This is a genomic window from Caulobacter sp. GW821-FHT09B08, from assembly GCF_059418225.1.
The window spans coordinates 759,953-782,386 of record NZ_JBWKPL010000001.1; the positions used below are offsets into that span (position 1 = coordinate 759,953).

A 22,434-nucleotide genomic window follows, 5' to 3' on the forward strand; every position below is an offset into this window, starting at 1 on the left:
GGGGAGCCTAAAGCCAGGACAATGACTGACAGCAGCCTTTCCCTCGACCCCGTCGCCCTGGCCCAGGCCTTGATCCGCCGCCCGTCCGTGACCCCGGCCGACGAGGGCGCGATGGATGTGCTTCAACGTCAGCTCGAGGCCCTGGGTTTCGCCTGCCGCCGCATGCGGTTCGGCGAGATCGAGAACCTCTACGCCCGGCGCGGGACCGCTCGGCCCAACCTCTGCTTCGCCGGCCACACCGACGTGGTGCCCGTCGGCGACGACGCGGCCTGGACGGCCGGTCCGTTCGAGGCCGAGATCAAGGACGGCGTCCTTTACGGCCGGGGGGCGGTCGACATGAAGAGCGCCATCGCCGCCTTCGTCGCCGCCGTCTCGCGCCTGCCGCAAGACCTGCCCGGCTCGCTCAGCTTCCTGATCACCGGCGACGAGGAGGGCGTGGCCGAGGACGGCACCGTCCGCGTCGTCCAGGCCCTGGCGGCCGAGGGCGAGGTCATCGACCACTGCATCGTCGGCGAGCCCACCAGCGCCAACCTGCTGGGCGACATGGTCAAGATCGGCCGGCGCGGCAGCATCAACGCCTGGATCGCGGTGGACGGCAAGCAGGGCCACGTGGCCTATCCGCACCGCGCCGCCAACCCGATCCCGGTGATGGTCGATATCCTGAGCCGCCTGCAATCGCGCGTGCTGGACGAAGGCTATGAAGGCTTCCAGCCCTCGAACCTGGAAGTGACCACCGTCGACGTCGGCAACACCGCCACCAACGTCATCCCCGCCTCGGCCAAGGCCCGGGTCAACATCCGCTTCAACCCGGCTCACAAAGGCAAGGACCTCCAGGCCTGGATCGAGGCCGAATGCCGCGAGGCCGCCGAGGGCTTTTTGGGCCGGGTCGAGGCGATGTGCAAGATCAGCGGCGAGGCCTTCCTGACCCAGCCCGGCGCCTTCACCGACGTGATCGTGGCCGCCGTCGGCGACGCCACCGGCCGCGTGCCCGAGCTCTCCACCACCGGCGGCACCAGCGACGCGCGGTTCATCCGCAGCCTCTGCCCGGTGGTCGAGTTCGGCCTGGTCGGCTCGACCATGCACCAGGTCGACGAGCGGGTGCCCGTCGCCGAGGTCGAGGCCCTGGCCGACATCTACCAGGCCCTGATCGGCCGCTATTTCGCGGCCTTCGCCTGATGGGCCGCGCCGCCCTGGCGAGCTGGCCCTTCTGGGCCCTGGCCTCGGCGGTGTTCGCGGCCCTGACCGCCATCCTGGCCAAGGTCGGGATCGACGGGGTGGGGTCGAACCTGGCCACCTTCATCCGCACCCTGGTGATCGCCGCCTTCGCGGGCCTGATCCTCACGGCGGCCGGCGAGTGGCGCGCGCCCGGCTCCATCGCCCCGCGCTCGTGGCTGTTCCTGGTGCTGTCGGGCCTGGCCACCGGCGCCTCGTGGCTGTGCTACTTCCGCGCCCTGAAGCTGGGCGAGGCGGCCAAGGTGGCGCCGGTCGACAAGCTTTCCGTCGTGTTCGTGGCGATCATCGCCGCCGTGTTCCTGGGCGAGAAGCTGTCGCCCGTGAACTGGCTGGGCGTGGCCCTGATCGCGGTGGGCGCGGTGCTGGTGGCCCTCAGGGTCTGAGGGGCTGGGCCTGAGCACGGAAACGCGGTGTAAAGGCTCGCGCGGCAGGCTGACGCCATGATCTGGACCAAGCACTACGACGGCGAGTTCTCGCGGGCCGAGCGTATCGGCGGCTGGCTGCTGGCGCTGGTGCTGGCGGCGGCGTTCGTCGCGGTCCTGGCGCTGGTGGACTGCCGCAACGAGATCCGCCTGGCGCGGGCGCTTGCCCAGAGCCCGGGCGCGGTGGCGGGCTGGCGGATCGAGGCGCCCTGGCCCTGGCTGACCGTGCCGATGGGCGCGGCGCCCTTCCTGTTCGTGCCCGGCCTGTTCGGCGTCTACGCTTGGCGGCTGCATCCCAGCCTGGGACGGCGCGTGCGGCTTCCCGTGCTCGCGCTCCTGCTGGCTGCGATGATCGCCACGCTCGGGCTGGTCGCCGCCCAGACCGGCCGGGATCGCGGCGTCGCCACCGTGGAGGGCGTGACCTGGACCCGCGACGGCCATGCCGGCCAGACCCTGGCCTGGCGCCAGGCCCGCGACATCCGCATGCGGTGCCACACGCACAATCACTCCGGCCATCGCGAGCTGGTCTATCAGGTCGCCTTTCCGAACGGCCGCCGCGCTGACCTGTCGCCGGCTTGGTATGAGCCGACCGTCACCTGGATGCACAGGCTGGAGCCCGTTCCCGACCAGCTGGCAGAAGCGCGCATCCCGGTCCACGCGGGCGACCTTTCCGACTGCGTCGTCCACTACGGCGCGGGACTGGACGAAGAAGACCACGCCGCCTTCCTGCGCACCCTGCACCTGAAACCCAAGGGCGACGACTGACCGCGCCGACGCGACGCGGATAGGTTATGGAGGGACGATCCGCCGCCCGGGGTGACGACGTATATGGACGAGCTTTCGATCGCCGACATCCTGGCCGAGGTGGCCGTGCTGGTGAAGCCGTACTTCGGCCGGGGCCGGCCCGCCGACTACATCCCCGAACTGGCCAATGTGCCCTCCACCAAGTTCGGCATGGCCGTGCGCACCGTGGGCGGCCAGGAGGCGGTGATCGGCGACGCCGACGAGGGCTTCTCGGTCCAGAGCATCACCAAGGTCTTCTCGCTGGGCCTGGCGCTGAACCGCTTCGGCGACGAGGTCTGGACGCGGGTGGGCAAGGAGCCGTCGGGCACGCCGTTCAACCACCTCTCCCAGCTGGAGGCCGAGGAGGGCGTGCCCCGCAACCCTTTCATCAACGCCGGCGCCATCGCCGTCTGCGACCAGCTGATGGACGTCTTCAAGGACCCGCCGGCCCTGGTGCGCGGCTTCGCGGGCTTCCTGGCCGGCGAGAAGGTCGAGATCGACGAGGCCGTGGCCGCCTCGGAACTGGCCAACGCCTGGCAGAACCGGGCCATCGCCAACCTGATGCGCGGCAAGGGCACGATCAATCACGACCCCGAGGCCGTGGTCGCCGCCTATTGCCGCCAGTGCGCCCTGACCATGAGCTGCCGGCAGCTGGCGCGGGCCATGCTGCCCCTGGCGGCCGGCGGCTTCTCGCCCATCGTCGAGGAGACGATCTTCTCCGAGCGCCTGAGCCGGCGCCTCAACGCCCTGCTGCTGACCTGCGGCATCTATGACAGCGTCGGCAGCTTCGCCTATCGCGTGGGCCTGCCCGCCAAGAGCGGGGTGGGCGGCGGCATCGTGGCCATCGTGCCGGGCAAGGCGGCCATCGCGGTCTGGTCGCCCGAGCTGGACCGCTTCGGCACCTCGGTGGTCGGGACCGTGGCCCTGGAGCGGTTCAGCCAGCTGACCAACTGCTCGGTCCTATAAGGGCTGCTACCTAGTCTTGAGCTGGATCAAGGCCACCCCGCGGGGGTCAGAGAAGCTGCGCCGTAACGCAACGGAGCGCTTCCATGACCCCTTTCCTGACTTTCGTCGTCCTGGCCTTCGCCGCCTTCATGGTGGCGCTCGTGATCGGCCAAATCCAGACGGCCCGCGCCGAGCGGAGCAAGAAGGGCAAGACGCGCGGCTGAAGCTTTTCCGTCCTCGAGCTCCCGGGTCCGCCAGCCGGGAAGACGGGGGTGGGCTTCAGCCCTCCCCAGGGTAGCCCACCCCCGTCAGATAAAGTCCGTCGGCGGGCGCCACGGGTCCGCAGGCCGTGCGGTCCTTGGCCTCCAGCGCCTCGCGCACGTCGTCCGCCGTCCAGCGGCCCACGCCCACCTCCAGCAGGGTGCCGGTCATCGACCGCACCTGGCGATGCAGGAACGAGCGGGCCTCGAACACCAGATGGACCTCGTCGCCGACCCGGCTGACCCGGGCCACGTCCAGCGTCTTGACCGGCGACTTCGACTGGCAGGCCATGTCGCGGAAGGTGGTGAAGTCGTGCAGCCCCACCAGCACCTGGGCGGCCTGGTGCATGGTCTCGGCGTCGACCGCCTTCTTCATGTGCCACACCTTGCCCTGGTCCAGGGCCGGCGGCGCCGGGCGGTTGAGGATGCGGTAGAGATAGCGCCGCTCCTCGGCCGAGAACCGCGCATGCCAGCCTTCCGGCGCGACGCTGGCGTCCAGCACGCTGACGGCCTCGCGCACCAGGTGGGCGTTGAGGGCGTTCATCACCGTCCGGGCCGGCCAGTCGCGCTCCAGGTCCACATGCACCACCTGGCCCGTCGCATGGACGCCGGTGTCGGTGCGGCCGGCGGCGGCGATGCGTACGGCCTGGCCGGTGAAGGCCTTCACCGCCGCCTCGATCGCGCCCTGCACAGAAGGCTGCGAAGCCTGGGCCTGGAAGCCGTTATAGGGCCGGCCGTCATATTCGATCGTCAGGCGGTAGCGGGGCATCAGACCAGGACCGCGCCCGCCGCCAGCGGGAAGCCGCGCACGAAGACCTCGGCGTCCTGGACGCCCTTGCCCTCGCGCTGGGCCTTGAGCAGGCGCACCGCGCCGTCTCCGCAGGCGATCAACAGGCTGTCGTCGAGCACGGTTCCGGCCGTCCCGTCGACGTCCTCGACGCGCGACAGCAGGGCCTTCACACGGACGGGGCCCTTCTCGGACGGCGCCTCGAACCACGCGCCCGGGAAGGGCGACAGGCCCCGGATGTGGCGGTCGACCTCGGCGGCCGGACGGGTCCAGTCGATGCGGGCCTCGGCTGACTTGATCTTCTTGGCGTAGGTGACGCCCTCTTCGGCCTGGGGCGTTTCCACCGCCCCGCCGCGCTCGATGGCGGCCAGGGCCACGGGCAGCATGCGCGCGCCGACGGCGGCCAGCTTGTCGTGCAGGCTGCCGGCGGTCTCCAGGGCGTCGATGCGCACCTGCTCGCCCATCAGCACCGGACCTTCGTCGAGGCCGACGCTCATCCGCATCACCTGGACGCCGGTCACCGCGTCGCCGGCCATGATCGCGCGCTGGATCGGGGCGGCGCCCCGCCAGCGGGGCAGCAGGCTGGCGTGCAGGTTGAAGCAGCCCAGGCGCGGCGCGTCCAGCACCTCGGCGACCAGGATCTGGCCGAACGCCACCACCACGGCGGCGTCGAGGTCCAGGGCCTGAAAGGCCTCGATCTCCTCGGCCGTTTTCATCGACACCGGCGTGCGCACCGGCAGGCCCAGGCTTTCGGCGAAGGCGTGGACCGGCGAGGGCTTCAGGTCCTGGCCGCGACCGCGCGGCGCGGGCGGCTGGCTGTAGACGCAAGAGATCTCGTGTCCGGCGGAGACGAGCTCGGCGAGGCACGCGACGGAGAAATCCGGGGTTCCAAGAAAGGCGAGGCGCATGGCGGACCTTTAGACGTCATGGCTCCCAGAGGAAAGGTTGGGGGAAAGGTTGGGGGAAAACCGGAGTCGGAACCTCCACCATGGACCGCCGTTCTATGGGCGACCCTATTCCAGGAGGAAACGCCCATGCGCTCCATCGCCCTCATCGCCGCCGCCGGCCTGGCCGCCGTTTCGCTGGCCGCCTGCTCGGACGAGCACGCCACTCAGATCAAGGAAGGCGCGAAGGCCGCCGGCTCCGAGATCAAGCAGGCCGCCACCGACATCAAGAACGATCCGGACGTCAAGGAAGCCGGCACGGCCCTGAAGGAAAGCACGGCCGAAGCCGCCGCCGAGGCCAAGGTCGCGGCAGGCGACGCCCTGGACGCCACCAAGGAAGCCGGCGCCAAGGCCGGCGAAGCGACCAAGGAAGCCGCCAGCGACCTCAACGCCGACGCCAAGAAGGCCGGTCACGACGCCAAGAAGGAAGTCCACGAGGCGACGCGTTAGGGGGCGTAAACCCCCTCAGTCGCTACGCGACAGCTCCCCCAGAGGGGGAGCATTGCTCGGCGTAAATCCTCCCCCTCTGGGGGAGGTGGCCCGGAGGGCCGGAGGGGGCCTTCGCCGCCCTAAGCTGCCCGGCGCGCCTTCTTCACCTTGGTGATGGCGCGGTCGCGCTTGAGGCGCGAGAGGTGGTCGATGAAGAGCACGCCCTTCAGGTGGTCCATCTCGTGCTGGATGCAGACGGCGAACAGGCCCTCGGCGTCCTCTTCCACCGCCTCGCCCTGATAGTTAAGGTACGACAGCTTCACGCGGGCCGGACGCTCGACGGCGTCGTAGACCTCGGGCACCGACAGGCAGCCTTCCTCGTACGAGAACAGCTCTTCGGACTCCCAGGTGATCTTCGGATTGACGAAGTAGCGCGGGGCAGGCTCCTCGCCCTCGCGGGCCAGGTCCATGACGATGACATTGACCAGCTCGCCGACCTGCACGGCCGCCAGGCCGATGCCGGGGGCGTCGTACATGGTCTCCAGCATGTCGGTCATCAGCGTACGCAGGGCGTCGTCGACGGCGGGCACGTCCTTGGAGACCTGCTTGAGGATCGCCAGGTCGGCGGTGTTGTCTACGGTGAGGATGCGACGGATGGCCATGATATCGTTCAGGTAAGGGCAGCGCGGTTCGGGGTCAAGGCGACCGAAGGGCGCGGCGGGTGGACGCAGCTCTCTCAAAATCCGGTCATCCCGGCGAATGCCGGGACCCAGATCCTATAGCGGTGTGGCTGATTGGAAGAACTCAGAGCGCCTGGCGTCAGCCTCAAAGCCATTCCATCTGGGTCCCGGCATTCGCCGGGATGAGCGGAGAAAAGAAGCGCTACGACTTCGCCTGCAGCTTCGGCGTCTCCGCCTCCGCCAGCTTGATCAGCGGCCGCACGGCCCCCTCGACCGGCGTCAGCTCCGCGATCTCCTTGCCCTCGTGGTCCACCGACAGGTCCTCGAACCGGCGGGCCTGGGTCAGAACCTGGCTTTCCAGCGAGCCGACGAACTGGTTGTAGCGGCCCACGGCCGCCTCCAGCGCCTTGCCCACCGAGCCGGCATGGGCGCCCATCACGGCGATGCGCTTGTAGAGCTCGCGACCCACGGCGACGATGTTGGCCGCGTTCTTGGCCTGGTCCTCGGCCCGCCAGCCATAGGCGACGGCCTTGCACAGGGCGAACAGGGTGGTGGGCGTGACCAGCAGCACCCGGCGGTCCATGGCCTCGGTCATCAGGTCGGGCAGGCGGTCGAGCGCGGCGGCCAGGAAGCCGTCGCCCGGCACGAACATGGCCACGAAGTCGGGAGACCCTTCCGACGCGAACTGGTCCCAATAGGCCTTGGCCGACAAGCCTTGCATGTGGGCGCGGACGCTGGCGGCGTGACGAGCCAGGGCGCTTTCGCGCAGGTGGTCTTCGGTCGCCTCCTGAGCCTCGAGGAAGGCGTTGAGCGAGCACTTGGCGTCGATCACGAACACCCCGCCGCCGGGCATCTTCACCTTCACGTCGGGACGGCGGCGGCCCTCCTCGCTCTCGACGCTGAACTGCTCCTCGAAGTCGAAGCGGTTGTTGAGGCCGGCGGCCTCCAGAACGTTACGCAAAGTCTGCTCGCCCCAGCGGCCCTGGACGCCGGCCCCGCGACGCAGGGCGGCCGACAGCTTGCGGGCCTCGAACTGGGTGGCGGTCGAGGCCTCCATCAGGGCGGCGATCTGGGCCTTCAGCCCGCCGGTCTCCTCGGCGCGGGCCTTCTCGACGGCGGTGACCTGGGCCTCGAACTTGGCCAGGGTCTCGGCCACCGGCTTGAGCTGGGCCTCCAGCCGCGCCTGGGCCAACTGCTCGCGGTTGCGGGCGTTCTCGTCGGCGCGCTTGATCAGCTGCTCGGCCACGGTGTTGGCGGTCATGGTCGCCATCTGCTCGGCCTGGGCGCGGCTCAGCTCGCCCAGGGTGGCGGCCTGGTCCTCCAGCAGGCGCGCCCGCTCGCCGGCCTGGACCAGCTGTTCGTTCAATTGCCAGGCCTTGGCCTCCGCGCGCGCGGCGCGGGCCATGGCCCAGAGGGCGACGGCGCCGGCGACGAGGGCCACCACCAGCAGGACCAGGGCGAGGATCAGGAACGGGTCGGAGAAGTTCATGCTCCGTTCTTAGCGGGAGTCGCCCCATCCAGAAAGGGGAGCCTCGAAAGCCCCCCTCGAAAGCCCGGCGGCGAGCGGCTAGAGGTGGGCCATGTCACGACTTTGGATCATCGGCCCCGGCGCGGTGGGCAAGACCCTGGGCCGACTGCTGGCAGAGCGCGCCGGCGTCACGGTGGCCGGGCTGGTCGGACGCGATCCCGCCCGTACGGCGGCGGCGCGGGACTTCGTCGGCCAGGGCGCGGTCCTGGGCCTTAACGACGCGCCGCCCTTCGCGGCGGGCGACCTGGTCATGCTGTCGGTCGGCGACGGCGCCATCGCGGCGGTCGCCGCCTGGCTGGCCGAGGCGGTCGATCCGGCCGGACTGATCGTGTTCCACTGCAGCGGGGCGCGGGACCTTTCGGCGCTGGAGCCCCTGCGCGCTCGCGGCGCGGCCGTGGCGGCCCTGCATCCGGTCAAGGCCTTCGCCGACCCGGCCCGCGAGGTCGCCACCTTCGACGGCGTGGTCTGCACCCTGCAGGGCGACGCGGCGGCCGTGGACCGGCTGGCGCCGCTGGTGCGCGCCATCGGCGGCGAGCCGGTCGTGCTGGCGGCCGATGTCGACCGGCGGCTCTATCACGCGGGGGCGGTGTTCGCGTCGAACTACCTGGCGACCTTGGTCCAGGCGGCCCTGGACGCCCATGCGGCGGCGGGGATCGACGCGGCGACGGCCTCGCGCATTCTCTCGCCGATCCTGCGCGACGCCCTGGCCGCGATCCTGGACAAGGGTCCGGTCGCGGCCCTCACCGGCCCCATCGCGCGGGGCGACGCCGAGGCGGTGGCCGCGCAGGCTCGGGCTGTGGCGGAGCGGGATCCGGGGCTGGGCGAGCTCTATGTGGCGCTGGGCCGGCGGACGTTGGACCTGGCGCGGGAGAAGACGCCGGGGCTGGATCTGGGACCGCTGGAGACAGTGCTGAAGGGCTGACGCCGCGCGGCGCCCACTTGCCCCCACCTGACCGCTTCGCGGTCTGTCCGCCCCCGTAGGGGGCGGAGCCGCGCGAGCGCCGAGCCGGCCAAAGCTCCGCCCCCTACGGGGGCGGACAGGCGACGCAGTCGCCAGGTGGGGGCAAGTCGGGGCGCGCTAAGCCGGCCGCCGCGCCCGAAGCGCCTGGGCGATCGTCCCGTCGTCCAGCCAGTCCAGGTCCCCGCCCACCGGCACGCCGCGTGCCAGCATGGTCACCGACACGCCGGTCGAGGCCAGGCGGTCGGCCAGGTAGTGGGCCGTGGTCTGGCCGTCGACCGTGGCCGGCAGGGCCAGGATGACCTCCTGGATCTCGCTGGCGCCGGCCCGCCCCAGCAGTTCGTTGACACGCAGGGCCTCCGGTCCCACGCCGTCCAGCGCCGACAGCAGGCCGCCCAGCACGTGGTAGCGGCCCTTGAACGAGCCGCCGCGCTCCATGGCCCACAGCGAGCCGACCTCCTCGACCACACACAGCAGGCGGTTGTCACGGGTGGCGTCCGAGCAGACGGCGCAGGGATCCGAGGTGTCGAGCGAGCCGCAGACCGAGCAGGTGCGCACCTTGGCCTGGGCGTCGACGATGGCGGCGGCCAGCGGGGCCAGCAGGGTGTCGCGCTTCTTGAGCAGCGCCAGGGCCGCGCGCCGGCCCGAGCGCGGACCCAGCCCCGGCAGCTTGGACAGCAGGGCGATCAGGCGCTCGATCTCGGGTCCGGCGGAAGCGGCCATCAGTCCTCTTTGCGGGGCGCGGCCCGCGGCGTGGGCAGGCGGCGGTTGGCTTCAAGGATGGGAAGACCGGCCTCGGTCGGCAAGTAGATCACCTGGTGACCGCCGGCCTGCGAGGTTTCCTGCAGCATCTCGATATAGCGCCAGCGCAGATAGCCCTCCGGCCCGCCCAGGCTGTCGGCGATGATCCGGTTGGCCTGGGCCACGCCCTGGGCGCGGCGGACCTCGGCCTTGGCGTCGTAGTCGGCGGCCTCGAACTTGGCGAGCGCCTCCTGCACCCGCACCTGGCGGTTCTGGGTGGCGCGGGCCAACTCGGCCTCGCCGTGCTTGCGCGCCGCATAGACGCTGTACTGGGGCCAGGCGACCATGATCAGGCCGATCACCACCACCACGACCACCAGCAAGACGCCGCCGAGCCTGCCCATGTCCCTGTCTCCCCCGAAGTCGGTCTGCATCGCGACCTAGAACTTCATCCCGGGCAGGCCGCCCATCATGCCGGCCATGGGACCGGCGGCTTCCTGCATCATCTGGGCCTGCTGGGCGTCGAGCTTGCGCTTGGCGTCGGCGTGGGCGGCAACGATCAGGTCGGCGATCACCTCGCCCTCGCCCGGCTCGACCAGGCTCTCGTCCAGCACCACCTTGGCCAGCTCGCCCGAGCCCTTCAGGGTGACGGTGACCATGCCGCCGCCCGCGGTCCCGTCCACCGTCAATTCAGCGAGCTTCGCCTGGGCGTCGGCCAGTTTCTGCTGCATGGCCTGGGCCTGCTTCATCAGGCCGCCGAGGTCTTTCATCTGTTCTGCTCCACTCTAATTCCTGTCATCCCGGACAAGCCCGGCGAAGCCGGGCGCCGATCCGGGACCGACCCGAAGTGCTGAGTTCACGCGTCGGTCCCGGATCTTCGCGCTGCGCGCTCGTCCGGGATGACAATGCTTAGTTCTCTTCCAACTCGTCCGGCTCGATCGGCGGCGCCTCGGGCGTCAGGATCGTGCGGACCTCGAGAATCTCGGCGCCCGGGAACGCGCTGAGCACCGAGGCGACGAACGGATCGGCCTTGATGGCCTCCATCTGCTCGCGTTCCTCGCGCTTCTGGCGCTCCAGCAGGCTCTCGGCCCCGCCGCCGCCTTCCGCCGCGACCAGCCAGGGCTGGCCGGTCCATTCCTTCAGCGCGCGGACCAGGCGTCCGGCCAGATTGCCGGGCGCGCCAGGGCCGGGTTCGAAGGTGATGGCGCCGGGACGGAAGCTGATCGGGCGGACATATTGCTCGACGTCGAGACGCAGGCCGATGTCGCGCTTCTCGGCGATCAGCTTCACGACGTCTTCGAACGAAGCCAGCACCGGCGCGGCCGGGGCCATGGGCGCGGCCATCACCCGGGCCTGGGCGTTCAGCGCGCCGCCGGGCGCGCCGCCGCCACCGATGGAGCCGCCGCCACCGCCGCTGGGACCGCCGCCCACGGGCTGGCCGTCGCGCAGGGCCTTCAGGGCTTCCTCGGGCCCCGGCAGGTCGGCGGCATAGCAAAGCCGAATGAGCGCCATCTCGGCGGCGGCCATGGCGTCGGGGGCGCGGCGCACCTCGTCATGGGCCTTCAGCAGCATCTGCCACAGGCGCGACAGGGTGCCGGCCGAGGTCTGGGCGCCGATGGCGGTCAGGCGCGCGGCCTGCTCCTTGGGCATGGACAGGGCGTCCGGACCCAGGGCCTTGGCCACCGAAGCCGAGTGGCAGTGATCCAGCAGGTCCAGCATGACCACGGCCGGATCGGCGCCGAAGCCCCACAGGGCGCGGAAGCCGGTCAGCGACTCGCCCGGCTTGCCGCTCATGACGTTTTCGAACAGCGCGATGGTCTGGCCGCGGTCCGCCAGGCCCAGCATGTCGCGGACCACGGCGGCGGTGACGGTGGAGCCGCGCTCGCCCTGGACGATGGCCTGGTCCAGCAGCGACAGGCCGTCGCGAACCGAGCCCTCGGCGGCGCGGGCGATCAGGGCCAGGCCGTCTTCCTCGACCTTGGCCCCTTCCTTGGCGGCGATCTTGCCGAAGTGCTTGACCAGCACGTCGGGCTCGACCCGGCGCAGGTCGAAGCGCTGGGTGCGCGACAGGATCGTCACCGGCACCTTGCGGATCTCGGTGGTGGCGAAGATGAACTTGGCGTGCGGCGGCGGCTCTTCCAGCGTCTTCAGCAGGGCGTTGAACGCCGCCGTCGACAGCATGTGCACTTCGTCGATGATATAGACTTTGTAGCGCGCCTCGACCGGGGCGTAGCGCACCCCGTCCAAGAGCTCGCGCATCTCGTCGACCTTGGTGCGCGAGGCGGCGTCCAGCTCCAGCACGTCCATGTGCCGGCCCTCGATGATGGCCCGGCAGTTGCGGCCCTCGACGGTAAGGTCGACGGAAGGCTGGTGGACGGTGTCGGTCTCGTAGTTCAGGGCCCGGGCCAACAGGCGGGCGGTCGTGGTCTTGCCCACCCCGCGAACGCCGGTGAGCATGAAGGCGTGGGCGATGCGGCCGGTGGAGAAGGCGTTGGCCAGGGTGCGGACCATGGCCTCCTGGCCGATCAGGTCCTCGAAGGTGCGCGGCCGGTACTTGCGCGCCAGCACGGTGTAGGCGGCGTCGGGGTCCGACGGGGCCTCGGCGGCGACGGGCGTCGCGGCCGGAGTCGTGACGACGGGCGGCGGCGCCTCGACAGGCGGCCCGCCACCGAAGATGTCGGCGGTGTTCTCGTCCCGCTCGGCGGGCTCTTCATCCCACGGCGGCGCGGAATCGGTCGTGAGGTCGTCGTGGTCGGCCATGGCCCAAGTGTAGTGCGCCGCAACGCGCAGCAAAAGGCTCGCGCCGCGCTTCAGCGGCCAATGGTGTCAGAATGTGGGGAAAGGTGGAGACCGGACAGCGACCCAGAGGTGATCTCGTTGTGGCTGCTGCCTCTCGGCCCTGACCAGGTTGGCGAGGCTTCCGTCCGCGCCGATCTCCGAGGCCTATATCGCGACTCATCATGACGGATGCAAGACACGATATGCGGCCCCGTGACGACTCTTCGTCGCGGATGCTACAGATTCGCCATGCCTCTCTCGATCATCACCAACACCTTCGCCGGCAACCCGCTCGATCGCGCCAGCGAGCGCCGGGGCGACGAGTCGTGGCTGGCCGAGAAGGCCGACGACCCCCATTCGCTGGCCGTGGCCATCTGGAACGGCAAGCCGCTGGTCGAAGACATCGTCTCGGCCGCGGAAGGCGACGAGCCCAAGGTGACCGGCGCCCAGATCGCCTATCTGCGCGCCGACATGGCCAAGGACCTGGCCGGCACGCCCGAGCGGCTGCTGTTCCTGGGGCTGTGGAAGGACATCGCCGTCTTCGCCGTCGACCTGGAGGGCGGGGCCGATCCCGCCGAGGGGCCGCTGCAGGGCCTGGGCCGGTTCGAGGAGCTGCGCGGGATCGCCCCCACCCTGCCGCCGCCGGACGCGGGCATCCTGGCCACCGCCAAGTCGATGTTCGAATGGCGGCGCAAGCACAAGTGGTGCAGCAACTGCGGCCAGGAGACCAAGGTCATCGACGGCGGCTGGAAGCGCGAATGCCCGTCCTGCCAGGCCGAGCACTTCCCCCGCACCGACCCGGTGGCGATCATGCTGGCCCTGCACGACGGCAAGTGCCTGCTGGGCCGCCAGGCCGGCTGGCCGCCCGGCATGTACTCGGCCCTGGCCGGCTTCGTGGAGCCCGGCGAGACCATCGAGGAGGCCTGCGCCCGCGAGCTGATGGAGGAGGCGGGCCTGACCGCCACGGCCGTCCGCTACCACTCCAGCCAGCCCTGGCCGTGGCCCTCGTCGCTGATGATGGGCCTGATGGCCGATGTCGACAGCCAGGCCGCCGCCCCCGACCAGACCGAGCTGGAAGCGGTCAAGTGGTTCACCAAGGACGAGGCCAAGGCTCTGATCACCGGCGAGATGGAAGGCTTCTTCGCCCCCCCGCCCCTGGCGATCGCGCACCAGTTGATCAAGGCCTGGGCGGAGTCAGAGGACTAGGATGTTGCTGGGGACACACGCATGCGTGTGTCCCCAATCCAATCTACCCCACCAACCTCACCACCTCCCGCACCACCATCACCGCCAGGGTGATCGTCGACAGCGAGAACACCAGGAACCGCACACCCACGGCGTTGACGGTCACCTGCACCAGGCTGTGGACCACCCGTAGCGCCACATAGGTCCAGGCCAGCTTCAGCGCCCAGCCGTCCGTGTGGCCCGCCACCTGGATGGCCAGGGCGGCGGCGTAGAAGATGGTCGGCTGCTCCATCAGGTGGTTGTAGTTGTCGGCGGCGGCGCGCACGCCCGTCGGCAGGCCGTTCAGGCTGCCGGGATGGGCCGCGTCCTGCGGCTTGATCCCCGCCTTGGTCATGGCCGGGATGCGGCGGACATACATCCAAAGCCAGATCACCAGCGACCAGGCCACCAGCGCCATCACCGGCGCGACCAGCGTATCGTTCATCGTTCGGCCCTCCCCAGACCTCTTTGTTTCGGGAAGGCTAGACAGGGAACACCGTTATCGCAAAGCCTGCCGCTACGGCAGGCCAAGACGACCGGATTGCACAATACTCCCGCGTTCTTGTCGGCCAGTCTCGGAGGGATCGCGGGCGCCGCCGCGCGTTCCCATCTGCGCCAGGCTTCAGGCAAACGGAGATCCCGCATGACCACCACCCCTTCGGCCGCCGCTTCGGGCCAGTTCAAGATCGGCGGCGATCTGACCGTCAACCGCCTGGGCTTCGGCGCCATGCGCATCACCGGCCCCGGCATCTGGGGCGAGCCGGAGGACCACGCCGAGGCCATCGCCGTGCTGAAACGCCTGCCCGAGCTGGAGGTCGACTTCATCGACACCGCCGACAGCTACGGCCCCTTCGTCAGCGAGGACCTGATCGCCGAGGCGCTGGCGCCCTATCCCAAGAGCGTCATCGCCACCAAGGGCGGCCTGACCCGGTCCGGCCCCAATGTCTGGGAGCAGGTCGGCCGTCCGGAATATCTGCGCCAGTGCGTGCAGATGAGCCTGCGGCGACTGAAGGTCGAGCGGATCGACCTGTGGCAGCTGCACCGCATCGACGCCAAGGTGCCGCGCGACGAGCAGTTCGGGGTGATCGCCGACATGCAGAAGGAAGGCCTGATCCGCCACGCAGGCCTGTCGCAGGTCAGCGTCGAGGAGATCCAGGCGGCCCAGAAGCACTTCAAGGTCGCCACGGTGCAGAACCTCTACAACCTGACCAACCGCGCCAGCGAGGCGGTGCTGGACCACTGCGAGGCCCACGGCATCGGCTTCATCCCCTGGTATCCGCTGGCCTCGGGCGACCTGGCCAAGCCCGGCGGGGTGCTGGACGCCATCGTCCACAAGACCGGCGCCACGCCCAGTAAGGTGGCCCTGGCCTGGGTGCTCAAGCGCAGCCCGGTGATGCTGCCCATCCCCGGCACCAGCAAGGTCAAGCACCTGGAGGACAACGTCGCGGCGGCGGCGATCACCCTGTCGGACGAGGACTTCGCGGCGCTGGACAAGGCGGCGAAGGCGGGCTGACCGCACACGCCGCGCTCCGCTCGAGCTGGCCTTTCAGAATAATCTGTAGTTACGAAAAGTCTTGCATCGCTTATTTTTCGTAACTACAGATTATCACGTTTCCTCCGCGAGCCTTGGCCGTCGACTCAACCTTGACAAGAAACTTCTCTGCCTGATTGCATAGGACGACGCACGCCTTGTGCAGCCGTCCGGGGAAGGTGATGGTCATCGAATGGGACGAAGAAAAACGGGTGGTGACGCTACGTGAACGCGGCCTGGATTTCGCCAAGGCCGCGCAAATCTTCGAAGGCAAGACCATCACCTTCGAGGATGACCGACAGGACTACGGCGAAGTGCGATATGCGACGGTGGGCCGGCTCGGCAGGACGATCGTCTTCGTGGTCTGGACTGAACGCGCCGAGGCTCGCCGCATCATTTCGATGAGGAAGTGCGATGTCGAAGAACGAGAAATCTACTACGCCGAAGTGGACCGATCCTGACGACGCGCCCCGACTGACCCGCGAACTTGCCACGCATGGCGAGATCCGGGACGGCGAGACGGTGGTTCGCCCCGCATCGGGTACGCTAGCGGGGCGCGGGCGTCCAAGGCTCGACGCGCCCAAGAAGCTGGTGACGCTCCGCCTTGACCAGAGCGTCCTTGAAAAGCTTCGAGCGACCGGCCCAGGCTGGCAGAGCCGCGCCAACGAAATCCTGAAAAAGGCGGTGGGCGCCTAGCGGAACGTCGCCAAGCCGCCTGCCCTACACCCGGTCCCGGAACGGATCGGCCGGGTACACGCCCAGGATTTCGAACTTCTCCGAGAAGAACTTCAGTTCGTCGAAGGCCAGGGCCAGGGGGCGGTCTTCGGGGCGGCCGTCGACCTCGGCGTAGAAGAAGGTGGCCGTGAAGGCGCCGCCCTCCATGTAGCTTTCCAGCTTGGTCATGTTGACGCCGTTGGTCGCGAACCCGCCCAGGGCCTTGTAGAGCGCGGCGGGCAGGTTGCGGACCTTGAACACGAAGCTGGTCACGCAGCGATGAGTGAACGGCGGCGCCTCGGGCCGCTCCTCGGCGGTCATCACCAGGAAGCGGGTGGTGTTGTTGCGGGCGTCCTCGATGTCGCGGGCCAGGATGTCCAGGCCGTAGATCTCGGCGGCCAGGGCCGGGGCGACGGCGGCGCGGGTGGGGTCGGGCTTCAGCGCCAGGGCCTTGGCGGCGCCGGCCGTGTCGCCCGCGCTCTCGTGGGCCAGGCCCAGCTTCTTGAGGCTATGGCGGCACTGGCTGAGCGCGATGGGCATCGAGCAGGCGATCTTCACCGTCTCGAGCGTCGCGCCCTTGTTGGCCATCAGCTGGAAGCGGATCGGCTTGAAGCGCTCGCCGATGATCTTCAGGCCCGAGGCGGGCAGCAGGTGGTGGACGTCGGCCACCCGGCCGGCGATCGAGTTCTCGATGGGGATCATGCCCAGCTGGCAGGCGCCGGACTTGATGGCCTCGAACGCCTCCTCGAAGGTGGCGCAGGGCACGGCCTCGTAGTCGGGGAAATAGGTGCGGCAGGCCTCGTGGCTGTTGGCGCCGGGCTCGCCCTGGAAGGCGATCTTCTTGAGGATGCTCATGCTTTGATCCCGGCCGCGCCCATGGTGCTTGAATAGGCGCGCGCCGCTTCGAGGTCTGAAGGATTGTCGACGGAGATCGGGGCCTCGCCGGCCACGGCGGCGCGCAGCTGCAGCCCCAGCTCCATGGCCCGCAGCTGCTCCAGCTTCTCGCGCTTCTCCAGCGGCGAGGGCGGGGCGGCGTTGAAGGCCTCAAGCGCCGCGCGGCGATAGCCGTAGATGCCGATGTGGCGCCAGATCGGGGCGTCGCCATAAAGGGTGGAGCGGGTGAAATAGAGGGCGCGGCCCGAATAGCCGTCCTGCTCCATGGCCAGCACCGCCTTGACCACGTCCGGATTGGACCGGTCGGCCGGCGAGGCCTCGGGGGCCACCACGGTGGCGATATCGCACTCGGGATGGGCGGAGAGCAGGTCGGCGCAGGCGCTCAGCACCGAAGGCTGCACGAACGGCATATCGCCCTGGAGATTGATCACCACGTCGTGGCGGCGCTGCGGGTCCAGCACCTCCAGGGCCGCCAGGATGCGGTCCGAGCCCGAGGGCAGGCCCGGATCGGTGAGAATCGCCGTGCCGCCGGCCTTGGTCACCGCATGGACGATGGAAATGTCGCCCGCCGCCACCGCCACGGGGCCGATTCCCGCCGCCTGGGCCTGGCGCAGCACCCGCACGATCATCGGCAGACCGCCGATATCGGCCAGCGGCTTGTCGGGAAGGCGGGTGGCCGCCATGCGGGCGGGAATGACGACGATTGGGTTCATGATCGGCCGATGCGGGTCAAAACCGTTGCTGCCCGGTTGCGCCCCGGGCGGTAGCGTGTAAGAGACGCGAGCGCAACACGGAGCGCACGGGGTAACCCTCCGGGCGCGGATTCGGGCCTGTCGACCAGACGGCCCCCAAGAGGCTGGTAAGGCTTTAGATGAGCGACCTGACGTTCAACAAGATCGCTGGCGGCGTGCTGCTGACCGGCCTGGTCATTTTCGGTCTGCGGGAAGCGTCGGACATCGTTTTCGCCAAGCACGAGCTGGAAAAGCCGGGCTACGAGATCGCCGTCGCCGAAGAAGCCACCGCCGGCGGTCCCGCCGCCGAGGTCGCGCCCGACTGGGGCAGCGTCCTGCTGGTTCCGGCCAACATCGCGGCCGGCCAGGCGGTCACCGCCAAGTGCGCCTCGTGCCACAGCTTCCAGCAAGGCGGCCCCAACGGCACCGGCCCCGACCTGTGGGACGTCCTGGGCCGCAAGCCCGGCTCGCACGGCGGCTTCGCCTATTCGTCGGCCATGACCGACTTCGGCGCCAAGAACCCGGTGTGGGACTACGACCACATCGACCAGTTCCTGAAGGCTCCGGGCAAGTACATCTCGGGCACCAAGATGACCTTCGTGGGCCTGAAGAAGCAGGAAGACCGCATCGCGGTGATCGCCTATCTGCACAGCCTGGGCTCCAAGCTGCCGGTTCCGGCTCCCAAGCCCGCCGGCGCGGCTCCGGCCCCCGCCGAAGGCGCCGCGGCTCCGGCCGCTGGCGAAGCTCCGGCCGCCGGCACGGCCGCCTCGGGCGGTGCCGCCGCCGCTCCGGGCACGCCGGCCACCCCGACGCCGGCCGCCGCGCCCGCCCACTGAGGCCGGTCGCCTGTAAGGATCAAAGGGTCGCGAAGCTTGCTTCGCGGCCCTTTTTCTTTGCCGCCTTTCCAGGCGCCCTCGACACGTCGTCAGCAAAGCTGCCTTGCGGCCTTTTCCGATTTCGTGAGTAGGGTATCGAACCGTACCGCTTAACCGGACTGTTCGACCATGACGTCTCGCCTGCTCGTCCGCCCCCTGGCCGCCACCGCGCTCGCCGCGATGCTGATCGCCGCGCCCGCCGCCTCGTTCGCCGCCGTCAAGGCGCCGGCCGTGAAGCTGAAGTCCCTGGCCGACCTGCCCACCCCGCCCTATCCCTATGACGAGAAGGCCGACGCCGAGGCCGACGTCGCCGCCGCCCTGAAGCGCGCCAAGAAGGCCCACAAGCTGACCCTGATCGATTTCGGCGGCAACTGGTGCGGCGACTGTCGCGTCTTCGCCGGCGTGATCGAGCAGCCCGACGTCAAGGCCTGGGTCGACAAGCACTACGAGGTCGTGACGGTGAACGTCGGCCGCTACGACAAGAACATGCAGATCCCGGCCCGCTACGGCATCGACAAGCTGAAGGGCGTGCCCAGCTTCCTGGTGGTCGACGGCAAGGGCAAGCTGGTCAACGACGGCGCCTTCTTCGCCCTGACCGACGCCCGCCACATGACCCCGCAGTCGATCGTCGACTGGCTGGCGCAGTGGCCGACGAAGTAGGAACCTGATCGACGGAGGGACGCCCCCTCCGTCACGTCGCTACGCGACGCGCCACCTCCCCCGTTTCACGGGTGAGGAGGAAGCCAAGCCGATCCTCTCCTCCCCTGCGCAGCGGGGGAGGTGGCGCGATGCGAAGCATCGTGACGGAGGGGGCGCTCCTACGGCCTACGCCACCCCGTCACCGGCCCGCCGCCGGCCGCCTCGATGCGGGCCACGGCCTCGGCCAGAGGCTCGACCGCCACGGCCATGTGGTGGGCGTTGGCGTGCAGGATGGTCTCGGCGTCCAGCAGGACGGCCACGTGGCCCTTCCAGAACACCAGGTCGCCCCGGCGGCGATCCCCCGCTTCGATGGGCGGGAAGAAGGCCAGTTGCATGTCGGTGTCGCGCGGGACGGCCTTGCCGCAGGCGGCCAGGGCCTGCTGCACCAGGCCCGAGCAGTCCAGGCCCGGCGATTCGCGCCCGCCCCACTGATAGGCCGCGCCCAGATAGCCCTCGGCCACCGCCACATAGTCGGCCAGGGCCACGCCCACCGGCGCGAGATGGGCGGTCACGAACCAGCCCGTGCCCTCGCCCTTGGAGAAGCGGCCCTCGGTCGCCTCGACGGCGGTCAGGGCGTTGCGCGAATAGAGGCCCACCGGCCGCGCCTTGATGTTGGGCTCGGCGAAGGCGTAGGTGCGCGACACCGCCACCTGGTGGGTGGCCGGCGCGCCCAGGGCGGCCAGGTCCTCCTCGGCGACATAGCCCACATAGCCGTCGCGCGCGGCCTGGCCCCAGGCGAAGCCTTCCTTGACGTCCAGCACCCGGAAGACCTCGCCGAACAAGAGCTGGTCCCACTGCTCGGCCAGCGGATGGGGCGCCTTGCGCAGGGCGGCGGCGGGGACCACCACCTGGCGCGGCTTCGGCGCGTCATAGCGCTCGGCGGCGACCACGCCCTGCAGGTCGAGATCGGCCAGGTCGGGGCGAGCCAGAGTGATGCGGGGATCGCTCATGCCGCCGCTCCGCCGAATCGGGCCTTCAGCATGCCGTAGAGCCCCCGGATGACCTGGGCCTCGCCGCCCGAGACGAAGCCCGGCCGCGCCTTGGGGTTCCAGGCGAAGATGTCGAAATGGACCCAAGACCCGGTGGTCGGGGCGAACTTCTGGAGGAACAGCGCCGCCGTCATCGAGCCGGCCTGGGCCCAGGCGTCGGGATCGTTCTTCAGGTCGGCGATGTCGCTCTCGACCGCCTCGCGATAGCCGTCCCACAGCGGCATGCGCCAGACCGGGTCCGACGCCTCGCGCGCGCCCTCCTCGATCTCCAGGGCCAGGTCGTCGTCGGGGGTGTAGAAGGGGATCAGCTGCGGCCCCAGGGCCACGCGCGCCGCGCCGGTCAGGGTGGCCATGTCGATGGTCAGCACCGGCTCCAGCTCGGCCGCCCGGGTCAGGGCGTCGGCCAGGATCAGCCGGCCTTCGGCGTCGGTATTGCCCACCTCCACCGTCAGCCCCGCCCGGGTGGCCAGGATGTCGCCGGGCCGCATGGCGTCGCCGGCGATGGCGTTCTCGACCACCGGGACCAGCACCGACAGGGCCACCGGCAGGCCGGCGGCCATCACCATCCGGCCCAGGGCCAGGGCGTGGGCGGCGCCCCCCATGTCCTTCTTCATCAGCCGCATGCCGCCCGACGGCTTGATGTCGAGCCCGCCGGTGTCGAACACCACGCCCTTGCCCACGATGGCCAGACGCGGGTGCGAGGGATCGCCCCAGCTCAGCTCCAGCATCCGCGGCGCGCGGGCCGGTACGGCGGCGCGGCCCACGGCGTGAACGGCCGGATAGTTGGCGTCCAACAGGTCGTCGCCGGTCGTCACCTCAAGGGTCGCGCCGTACCGTTCAGCGATCTCGCGGGCGATGGTCTCGATCTGCAGCGGCCCCATGTCGTTGGCCGGGGTGTTGACCATGTCGCGGGCCAGGGCGCAGGCGTGGGCCACCGCGCGCACCTCGTCGAGGTCGACGTTTTCGTCCGCGACCAGTCGTCGCGGTCCGTCTTCCTTCTTGGGCCGATAGCGGTCGAATTTGTAACTGCCGAGCGCGAAGGCCAGGGCGACCTGAGTCGCGTCCAGACCGTCGGGCGTGGCCGACAGGCGATAGTCGCCGGCCGGCAGCTTGCCCGGCAGGGCGCGGAACAGCATCGCCTCGACCTTGCTCTTCTCGCCCAGCCCCAGCAGAACGCGGTCCACAACCCCTTGCGGCGTCGGGAGAACCAGCACCTGGCCCGCCTTGGCCTTGAAGTCCTGCAGGGCCACGAAGCCCTTCACGAAGCTGGGGCGCGCCTCGAGGAAGGCGGCCAGTTCGGACTCGTAGAGGCAGTGGATCGGCGTCGGCGTCCCATCCTCGGCGGAGCGGGACGAGGCGGCGATGATCGGTTCGGACATGGGCGCGCTCTGAAGCGTGAAAATTATGCTTAACGATTCCTTGAGGGCCGCACGCGAGGATGCGAACACCGTCGGGAGATCCTCTTCATGTGTCGCATGCGCGCGCTCCTCGCAACCGTTCTCGCCCCTGCCCTGCTGGCGGCGGCGTCGGCCCATGCCGGCGACAAGCCCGCGCCGGCGGCTCAGACCGCCCAGACCCAGGCCGATGCCGCGCCGCGCAAGGCCACCCCCGCCCAGCGGGCCGAGGTCCAGCGCGCCGATCCCCTGACCCGCATGGCCTTCTGGTCGACCGAGGCCGACCGCGACGGCCGCGACGTCGAGGCCGCCGTCGGCCTGTCGCAAGCTCTGCGGGCCCTGGGCCGCTATGACGAGGCCGCCGACGCCGTCGGCCGCATCCTGGTGGTCGCCCCCGACAGCTACGACGCCCTGATGGAATCGGCCCGGGCCAACATCGCGCGCGGCCAGGGCTTCTACGCCATCGAGCCGGGCCGCAAGGCCGCCGCCCTGCAGCCGCGCGACTGGCGCCCCCTGTCGCTGCTGGGCGTGGCCTACGAGCAGGCCAAGCGCGACGACGAGGCCCTGGCGGCCCACCGCCAGGCCGTGGCCCTGGCCCCGACCGAGGCCGTGCCGCTGACGAATCTGGCCATGCACATGGCCGCCACCGGCGACCTGCCGGGCGCCGAGACCCTGCTGCGCAAGGCCGCCGCCCTGCCCACCTCCACCATCCAGGTGCGCCAGAACCTGGCCCTGGTGGTCGGTCTGCAAGGCCGCCTCGACGAGGCCGAGAAGCTGGCCCGCCAGGACCTGCCGCCCGAGTCGGTCGACAACAACCTGGCCTGGCTGCGCGCCGCCACCGGCCAGCCCAGCTCGACCCGCTCGTGGAGCGCGGTGAAGGCCGGGGGCTAGGGCG

The 22,434-nt window shown here is 70.2% G+C and carries 26 protein-coding genes and 1 other RNA gene; 13 read left to right on the top strand and 14 right to left on the bottom strand.

Annotated elements, in window-relative coordinates:
- Window positions 1–21 precede the first annotated feature (21 nt).
- The 4 genes from dapE to AC07OA_RS03665 all read left to right on the top strand — a co-directional run bounded on the left by dapE (window position 22) and on the right by AC07OA_RS03665 (window position 3,404).
- On the top strand, window positions 22–1,176 hold the full coding sequence (dapE, locus tag AC07OA_RS03650) for a succinyl-diaminopimelate desuccinylase (RefSeq protein WP_494662396.1): 1,155 nt from the start codon (window positions 22–24) through the stop codon (window positions 1,174–1,176).
- On the top strand, window positions 1,176–1,616 hold the full coding sequence (locus AC07OA_RS03655) for an EamA family transporter (RefSeq protein ID WP_494662397.1): 441 nt from the start codon (window positions 1,176–1,178) through the stop codon (window positions 1,614–1,616). The genes dapE and AC07OA_RS03655 overlap by 1 nt, the downstream gene beginning before the upstream one ends.
- A 57-nt stretch (window positions 1,617–1,673) precedes the next feature.
- Window positions 1,674–2,420, top strand: a complete 747-nt coding sequence (locus tag AC07OA_RS03660) for a hypothetical protein (RefSeq protein WP_494662398.1) — start codon at window positions 1,674–1,676, stop codon at window positions 2,418–2,420.
- A 63-nt stretch (window positions 2,421–2,483) separates the two neighbouring features.
- A complete protein-coding gene (locus tag AC07OA_RS03665; RefSeq protein ID WP_494662399.1) occupies window positions 2,484–3,404 on the top strand; it encodes a glutaminase in 921 nt (306 codons plus the stop codon).
- A gap of 258 nt (window positions 3,405–3,662) precedes the next feature.
- On the opposite strand, the gene truA is transcribed toward AC07OA_RS03665, so the two are convergent.
- A complete protein-coding gene (truA, locus tag AC07OA_RS03670; protein WP_494662400.1) occupies window positions 3,663–4,412 on the bottom strand; it encodes a tRNA pseudouridine(38-40) synthase TruA in 750 nt (249 codons plus the stop codon).
- Complete coding sequence (gene fmt / locus AC07OA_RS03675; protein ID WP_494662401.1) at window positions 4,412–5,338, bottom strand: methionyl-tRNA formyltransferase; 927 nt, start codon at window positions 5,336–5,338, stop codon at window positions 4,412–4,414. Before fmt ends, truA begins: the two co-directional genes overlap by 1 nt.
- A 126-nt stretch (window positions 5,339–5,464) precedes the next feature.
- On the opposite strand from fmt, the gene AC07OA_RS03680 reads away from it, so the two are divergent.
- Window positions 5,465–5,824, top strand: a complete 360-nt coding sequence (locus AC07OA_RS03680) for a cell surface protein (RefSeq protein WP_494662402.1) — start codon at window positions 5,465–5,467, stop codon at window positions 5,822–5,824.
- Window positions 5,825–5,943: 119 nt separating this feature from the next.
- On the opposite strand, the gene def is transcribed toward AC07OA_RS03680, so the two are convergent.
- Window positions 5,944–6,465 (bottom strand): peptide deformylase, encoded by a 522-nt coding sequence (gene def, locus AC07OA_RS03685; protein ID WP_494662403.1) that lies wholly within the window; start codon window positions 6,463–6,465, stop codon window positions 5,944–5,946.
- Between the two features lie 220 nt (window positions 6,466–6,685).
- Window positions 6,686–7,972, bottom strand: coding sequence for a DNA recombination protein RmuC (locus AC07OA_RS03690; protein ID WP_494662404.1), 1,287 nt, complete (start codon window positions 7,970–7,972; stop codon window positions 6,686–6,688).
- Window positions 7,973–8,063: 91 nt separating this feature from the next.
- Between AC07OA_RS03690 and AC07OA_RS03695 the strand changes: the two genes are divergently transcribed.
- Complete coding sequence (locus AC07OA_RS03695; RefSeq protein ID WP_494662405.1) at window positions 8,064–8,933, top strand: Rossmann-like and DUF2520 domain-containing protein; 870 nt, start codon at window positions 8,064–8,066, stop codon at window positions 8,931–8,933.
- Window positions 8,934–9,089: 156 nt separating this feature from the next.
- On the opposite strand, the gene recR is transcribed toward AC07OA_RS03695, so the two are convergent.
- The 5 genes from recR to ffs all read right to left on the bottom strand — a co-directional run bounded on the left by recR (window position 9,090) and on the right by ffs (window position 12,649).
- Entirely contained in the window at window positions 9,090–9,692 is a 603-nt protein-coding gene (recR, locus tag AC07OA_RS03700; protein ID WP_494662406.1) for a recombination mediator RecR, read from the bottom strand.
- Window positions 9,692–10,114 (bottom strand): SPFH domain-containing protein, encoded by a 423-nt coding sequence (locus tag AC07OA_RS03705; RefSeq protein ID WP_494662407.1) that lies wholly within the window; start codon window positions 10,112–10,114, stop codon window positions 9,692–9,694. Before AC07OA_RS03705 ends, recR begins: the two co-directional genes overlap by 1 nt.
- Window positions 10,115–10,150: 36 nt before the next feature.
- A complete protein-coding gene (locus AC07OA_RS03710; RefSeq protein ID WP_494662408.1) occupies window positions 10,151–10,480 on the bottom strand; it encodes a YbaB/EbfC family nucleoid-associated protein in 330 nt (109 codons plus the stop codon).
- Between the two features lie 139 nt (window positions 10,481–10,619).
- Window positions 10,620–12,470, bottom strand: coding sequence for a DNA polymerase III subunit gamma/tau (locus tag AC07OA_RS03715; protein ID WP_494662409.1), 1,851 nt, complete (start codon window positions 12,468–12,470; stop codon window positions 10,620–10,622).
- 81 nt (window positions 12,471–12,551) lie between these two features.
- Window positions 12,552–12,649: signal recognition particle sRNA small type (gene ffs, locus AC07OA_RS03720), an RNA gene on the bottom strand.
- Between the two features lie 88 nt (window positions 12,650–12,737).
- Here ffs and nudC point away from each other — a divergent pair.
- Window positions 12,738–13,694, top strand: coding sequence for an NAD(+) diphosphatase (gene nudC, locus AC07OA_RS03725; protein ID WP_494662410.1), 957 nt, complete (start codon window positions 12,738–12,740; stop codon window positions 13,692–13,694).
- 43 nt (window positions 13,695–13,737) lie between these two features.
- Here the strand turns inward: nudC and AC07OA_RS03730 are convergent, their stop codons facing one another.
- The gene (locus AC07OA_RS03730; RefSeq protein ID WP_494662411.1) at window positions 13,738–14,157 is read right to left on the bottom strand and encodes an MAPEG family protein; all 420 of its coding nucleotides are present in this window, start codon (window positions 14,155–14,157) and stop codon (window positions 13,738–13,740) included.
- Between the two features lie 198 nt (window positions 14,158–14,355).
- Here AC07OA_RS03730 and AC07OA_RS03735 point away from each other — a divergent pair, with 198 nt between their 5' ends.
- The 3 genes from AC07OA_RS03735 (at window position 14,356) to AC07OA_RS03745 (ending at window position 15,939) form a co-directional block, all read left to right on the top strand.
- Window positions 14,356–15,225, top strand: coding sequence for an aldo/keto reductase (locus AC07OA_RS03735; RefSeq protein ID WP_494662412.1), 870 nt, complete (start codon window positions 14,356–14,358; stop codon window positions 15,223–15,225).
- A gap of 200 nt (window positions 15,226–15,425) precedes the next feature.
- Window positions 15,426–15,704, top strand: coding sequence for a BrnT family toxin (locus AC07OA_RS03740; protein ID WP_494662413.1), 279 nt, complete (start codon window positions 15,426–15,428; stop codon window positions 15,702–15,704).
- The gene (locus AC07OA_RS03745) at window positions 15,658–15,939 is read left to right on the top strand and encodes a BrnA antitoxin family protein (RefSeq protein ID WP_494662414.1); all 282 of its coding nucleotides are present in this window, start codon (window positions 15,658–15,660) and stop codon (window positions 15,937–15,939) included. Before AC07OA_RS03740 ends, AC07OA_RS03745 begins: the two co-directional genes overlap by 47 nt.
- 24 nt (window positions 15,940–15,963) lie before the next feature.
- Here AC07OA_RS03745 and AC07OA_RS03750 read toward each other — a convergent pair whose 3' ends face one another.
- Complete coding sequence (locus AC07OA_RS03750) at window positions 15,964–16,812, bottom strand: prephenate dehydratase (protein WP_494662415.1); 849 nt, start codon at window positions 16,810–16,812, stop codon at window positions 15,964–15,966.
- Window positions 16,809–17,564: a 3-deoxy-manno-octulosonate cytidylyltransferase gene (locus AC07OA_RS03755; RefSeq protein WP_494662416.1), complete on the bottom strand. Its 756-nt coding sequence runs from the start codon at window positions 17,562–17,564 to the stop codon at window positions 16,809–16,811. The genes AC07OA_RS03750 and AC07OA_RS03755 overlap by 4 nt, the downstream gene beginning before the upstream one ends.
- A gap of 158 nt (window positions 17,565–17,722) precedes the next feature.
- Between AC07OA_RS03755 and AC07OA_RS03760 the strand changes: the two genes are divergently transcribed.
- Window positions 17,723–18,418 carry a c-type cytochrome gene (locus AC07OA_RS03760; RefSeq protein WP_494662417.1) on the top strand — a complete coding sequence of 232 codons (696 nt, stop codon included), beginning with the start codon at window positions 17,723–17,725 and terminating at the stop codon, window positions 18,416–18,418.
- A gap of 168 nt (window positions 18,419–18,586) precedes the next feature.
- Window positions 18,587–19,117 (top strand): thioredoxin family protein, encoded by a 531-nt coding sequence (locus AC07OA_RS03765; protein ID WP_494662418.1) that lies wholly within the window; start codon window positions 18,587–18,589, stop codon window positions 19,115–19,117.
- A 158-nt stretch (window positions 19,118–19,275) separates the two neighbouring features.
- Here AC07OA_RS03765 and AC07OA_RS03770 read toward each other — a convergent pair whose 3' ends face one another.
- Both AC07OA_RS03770 and AC07OA_RS03775 read right to left on the bottom strand, forming a co-directional pair.
- Complete coding sequence (locus AC07OA_RS03770) at window positions 19,276–20,106, bottom strand: C40 family peptidase (RefSeq protein WP_494662419.1); 831 nt, start codon at window positions 20,104–20,106, stop codon at window positions 19,276–19,278.
- Entirely contained in the window at window positions 20,103–21,524 is a 1,422-nt protein-coding gene (locus AC07OA_RS03775; RefSeq protein ID WP_494662420.1) for a leucyl aminopeptidase family protein, read from the bottom strand. Before AC07OA_RS03775 ends, AC07OA_RS03770 begins: the two co-directional genes overlap by 4 nt.
- 87 nt (window positions 21,525–21,611) lie before the next feature.
- On the opposite strand from AC07OA_RS03775, the gene AC07OA_RS03780 reads away from it, so the two are divergent.
- The gene (locus tag AC07OA_RS03780) at window positions 21,612–22,430 is read left to right on the top strand and encodes a tetratricopeptide repeat protein (RefSeq protein WP_494662421.1); all 819 of its coding nucleotides are present in this window, start codon (window positions 21,612–21,614) and stop codon (window positions 22,428–22,430) included.
- Window positions 22,431–22,434: the final 4 nt, after the last annotated feature.

Coding starts and splice junctions, on each gene's coding strand:
- AC07OA_RS03770 (WP_494662419.1), bottom strand. CDS start 20,106: ATGAGCGATCCCCGCATCACTCTGGCTCGCCCCGACCTGGCCGATCTC.
- AC07OA_RS03775 (WP_494662420.1), bottom strand. CDS start 21,524: ATGTCCGAACCGATCATCGCCGCCTCGTCCCGCTCCGCCGAGGATGGG.
- dapE (WP_494662396.1), top strand. CDS start 22: ATGACTGACAGCAGCCTTTCCCTCGACCCCGTCGCCCTGGCCCAGGCC.
- AC07OA_RS03695 (WP_494662405.1), top strand. CDS start 8,064: ATGTCACGACTTTGGATCATCGGCCCCGGCGCGGTGGGCAAGACCCTG.
- AC07OA_RS03735 (WP_494662412.1), top strand. CDS start 14,356: ATGACCACCACCCCTTCGGCCGCCGCTTCGGGCCAGTTCAAGATCGGC.
- fmt (WP_494662401.1), bottom strand. CDS start 5,338: ATGCGCCTCGCCTTTCTTGGAACCCCGGATTTCTCCGTCGCGTGCCTC.
- AC07OA_RS03705 (WP_494662407.1), bottom strand. CDS start 10,114: ATGGGCAGGCTCGGCGGCGTCTTGCTGGTGGTCGTGGTGGTGGTGATC.
- truA (WP_494662400.1), bottom strand. CDS start 4,412: ATGCCCCGCTACCGCCTGACGATCGAATATGACGGCCGGCCCTATAAC.
- AC07OA_RS03730 (WP_494662411.1), bottom strand. CDS start 14,157: ATGAACGATACGCTGGTCGCGCCGGTGATGGCGCTGGTGGCCTGGTCG.
- AC07OA_RS03660 (WP_494662398.1), top strand. CDS start 1,674: ATGATCTGGACCAAGCACTACGACGGCGAGTTCTCGCGGGCCGAGCGT.
- AC07OA_RS03745 (WP_494662414.1), top strand. CDS start 15,658: ATGTCGAAGAACGAGAAATCTACTACGCCGAAGTGGACCGATCCTGAC.
- recR (WP_494662406.1), bottom strand. CDS start 9,692: ATGGCCGCTTCCGCCGGACCCGAGATCGAGCGCCTGATCGCCCTGCTG.
- AC07OA_RS03655 (WP_494662397.1), top strand. CDS start 1,176: ATGGGCCGCGCCGCCCTGGCGAGCTGGCCCTTCTGGGCCCTGGCCTCG.
- def (WP_494662403.1), bottom strand. CDS start 6,465: ATGGCCATCCGTCGCATCCTCACCGTAGACAACACCGCCGACCTGGCG.
- AC07OA_RS03750 (WP_494662415.1), bottom strand. CDS start 16,812: ATGAGCATCCTCAAGAAGATCGCCTTCCAGGGCGAGCCCGGCGCCAAC.
- AC07OA_RS03690 (WP_494662404.1), bottom strand. CDS start 7,972: ATGAACTTCTCCGACCCGTTCCTGATCCTCGCCCTGGTCCTGCTGGTG.
- AC07OA_RS03680 (WP_494662402.1), top strand. CDS start 5,465: ATGCGCTCCATCGCCCTCATCGCCGCCGCCGGCCTGGCCGCCGTTTCG.
- nudC (WP_494662410.1), top strand. CDS start 12,738: ATGCCTCTCTCGATCATCACCAACACCTTCGCCGGCAACCCGCTCGAT.
- AC07OA_RS03665 (WP_494662399.1), top strand. CDS start 2,484: ATGGACGAGCTTTCGATCGCCGACATCCTGGCCGAGGTGGCCGTGCTG.
- AC07OA_RS03760 (WP_494662417.1), top strand. CDS start 17,723: ATGAGCGACCTGACGTTCAACAAGATCGCTGGCGGCGTGCTGCTGACC.
- AC07OA_RS03780 (WP_494662421.1), top strand. CDS start 21,612: ATGTGTCGCATGCGCGCGCTCCTCGCAACCGTTCTCGCCCCTGCCCTG.
- AC07OA_RS03740 (WP_494662413.1), top strand. CDS start 15,426: ATGGTCATCGAATGGGACGAAGAAAAACGGGTGGTGACGCTACGTGAA.
- AC07OA_RS03755 (WP_494662416.1), bottom strand. CDS start 17,564: ATGAACCCAATCGTCGTCATTCCCGCCCGCATGGCGGCCACCCGCCTT.
- AC07OA_RS03765 (WP_494662418.1), top strand. CDS start 18,587: ATGACGTCTCGCCTGCTCGTCCGCCCCCTGGCCGCCACCGCGCTCGCC.
- AC07OA_RS03710 (WP_494662408.1), bottom strand. CDS start 10,480: ATGAAAGACCTCGGCGGCCTGATGAAGCAGGCCCAGGCCATGCAGCAG.
- AC07OA_RS03715 (WP_494662409.1), bottom strand. CDS start 12,470: ATGGCCGACCACGACGACCTCACGACCGATTCCGCGCCGCCGTGGGAT.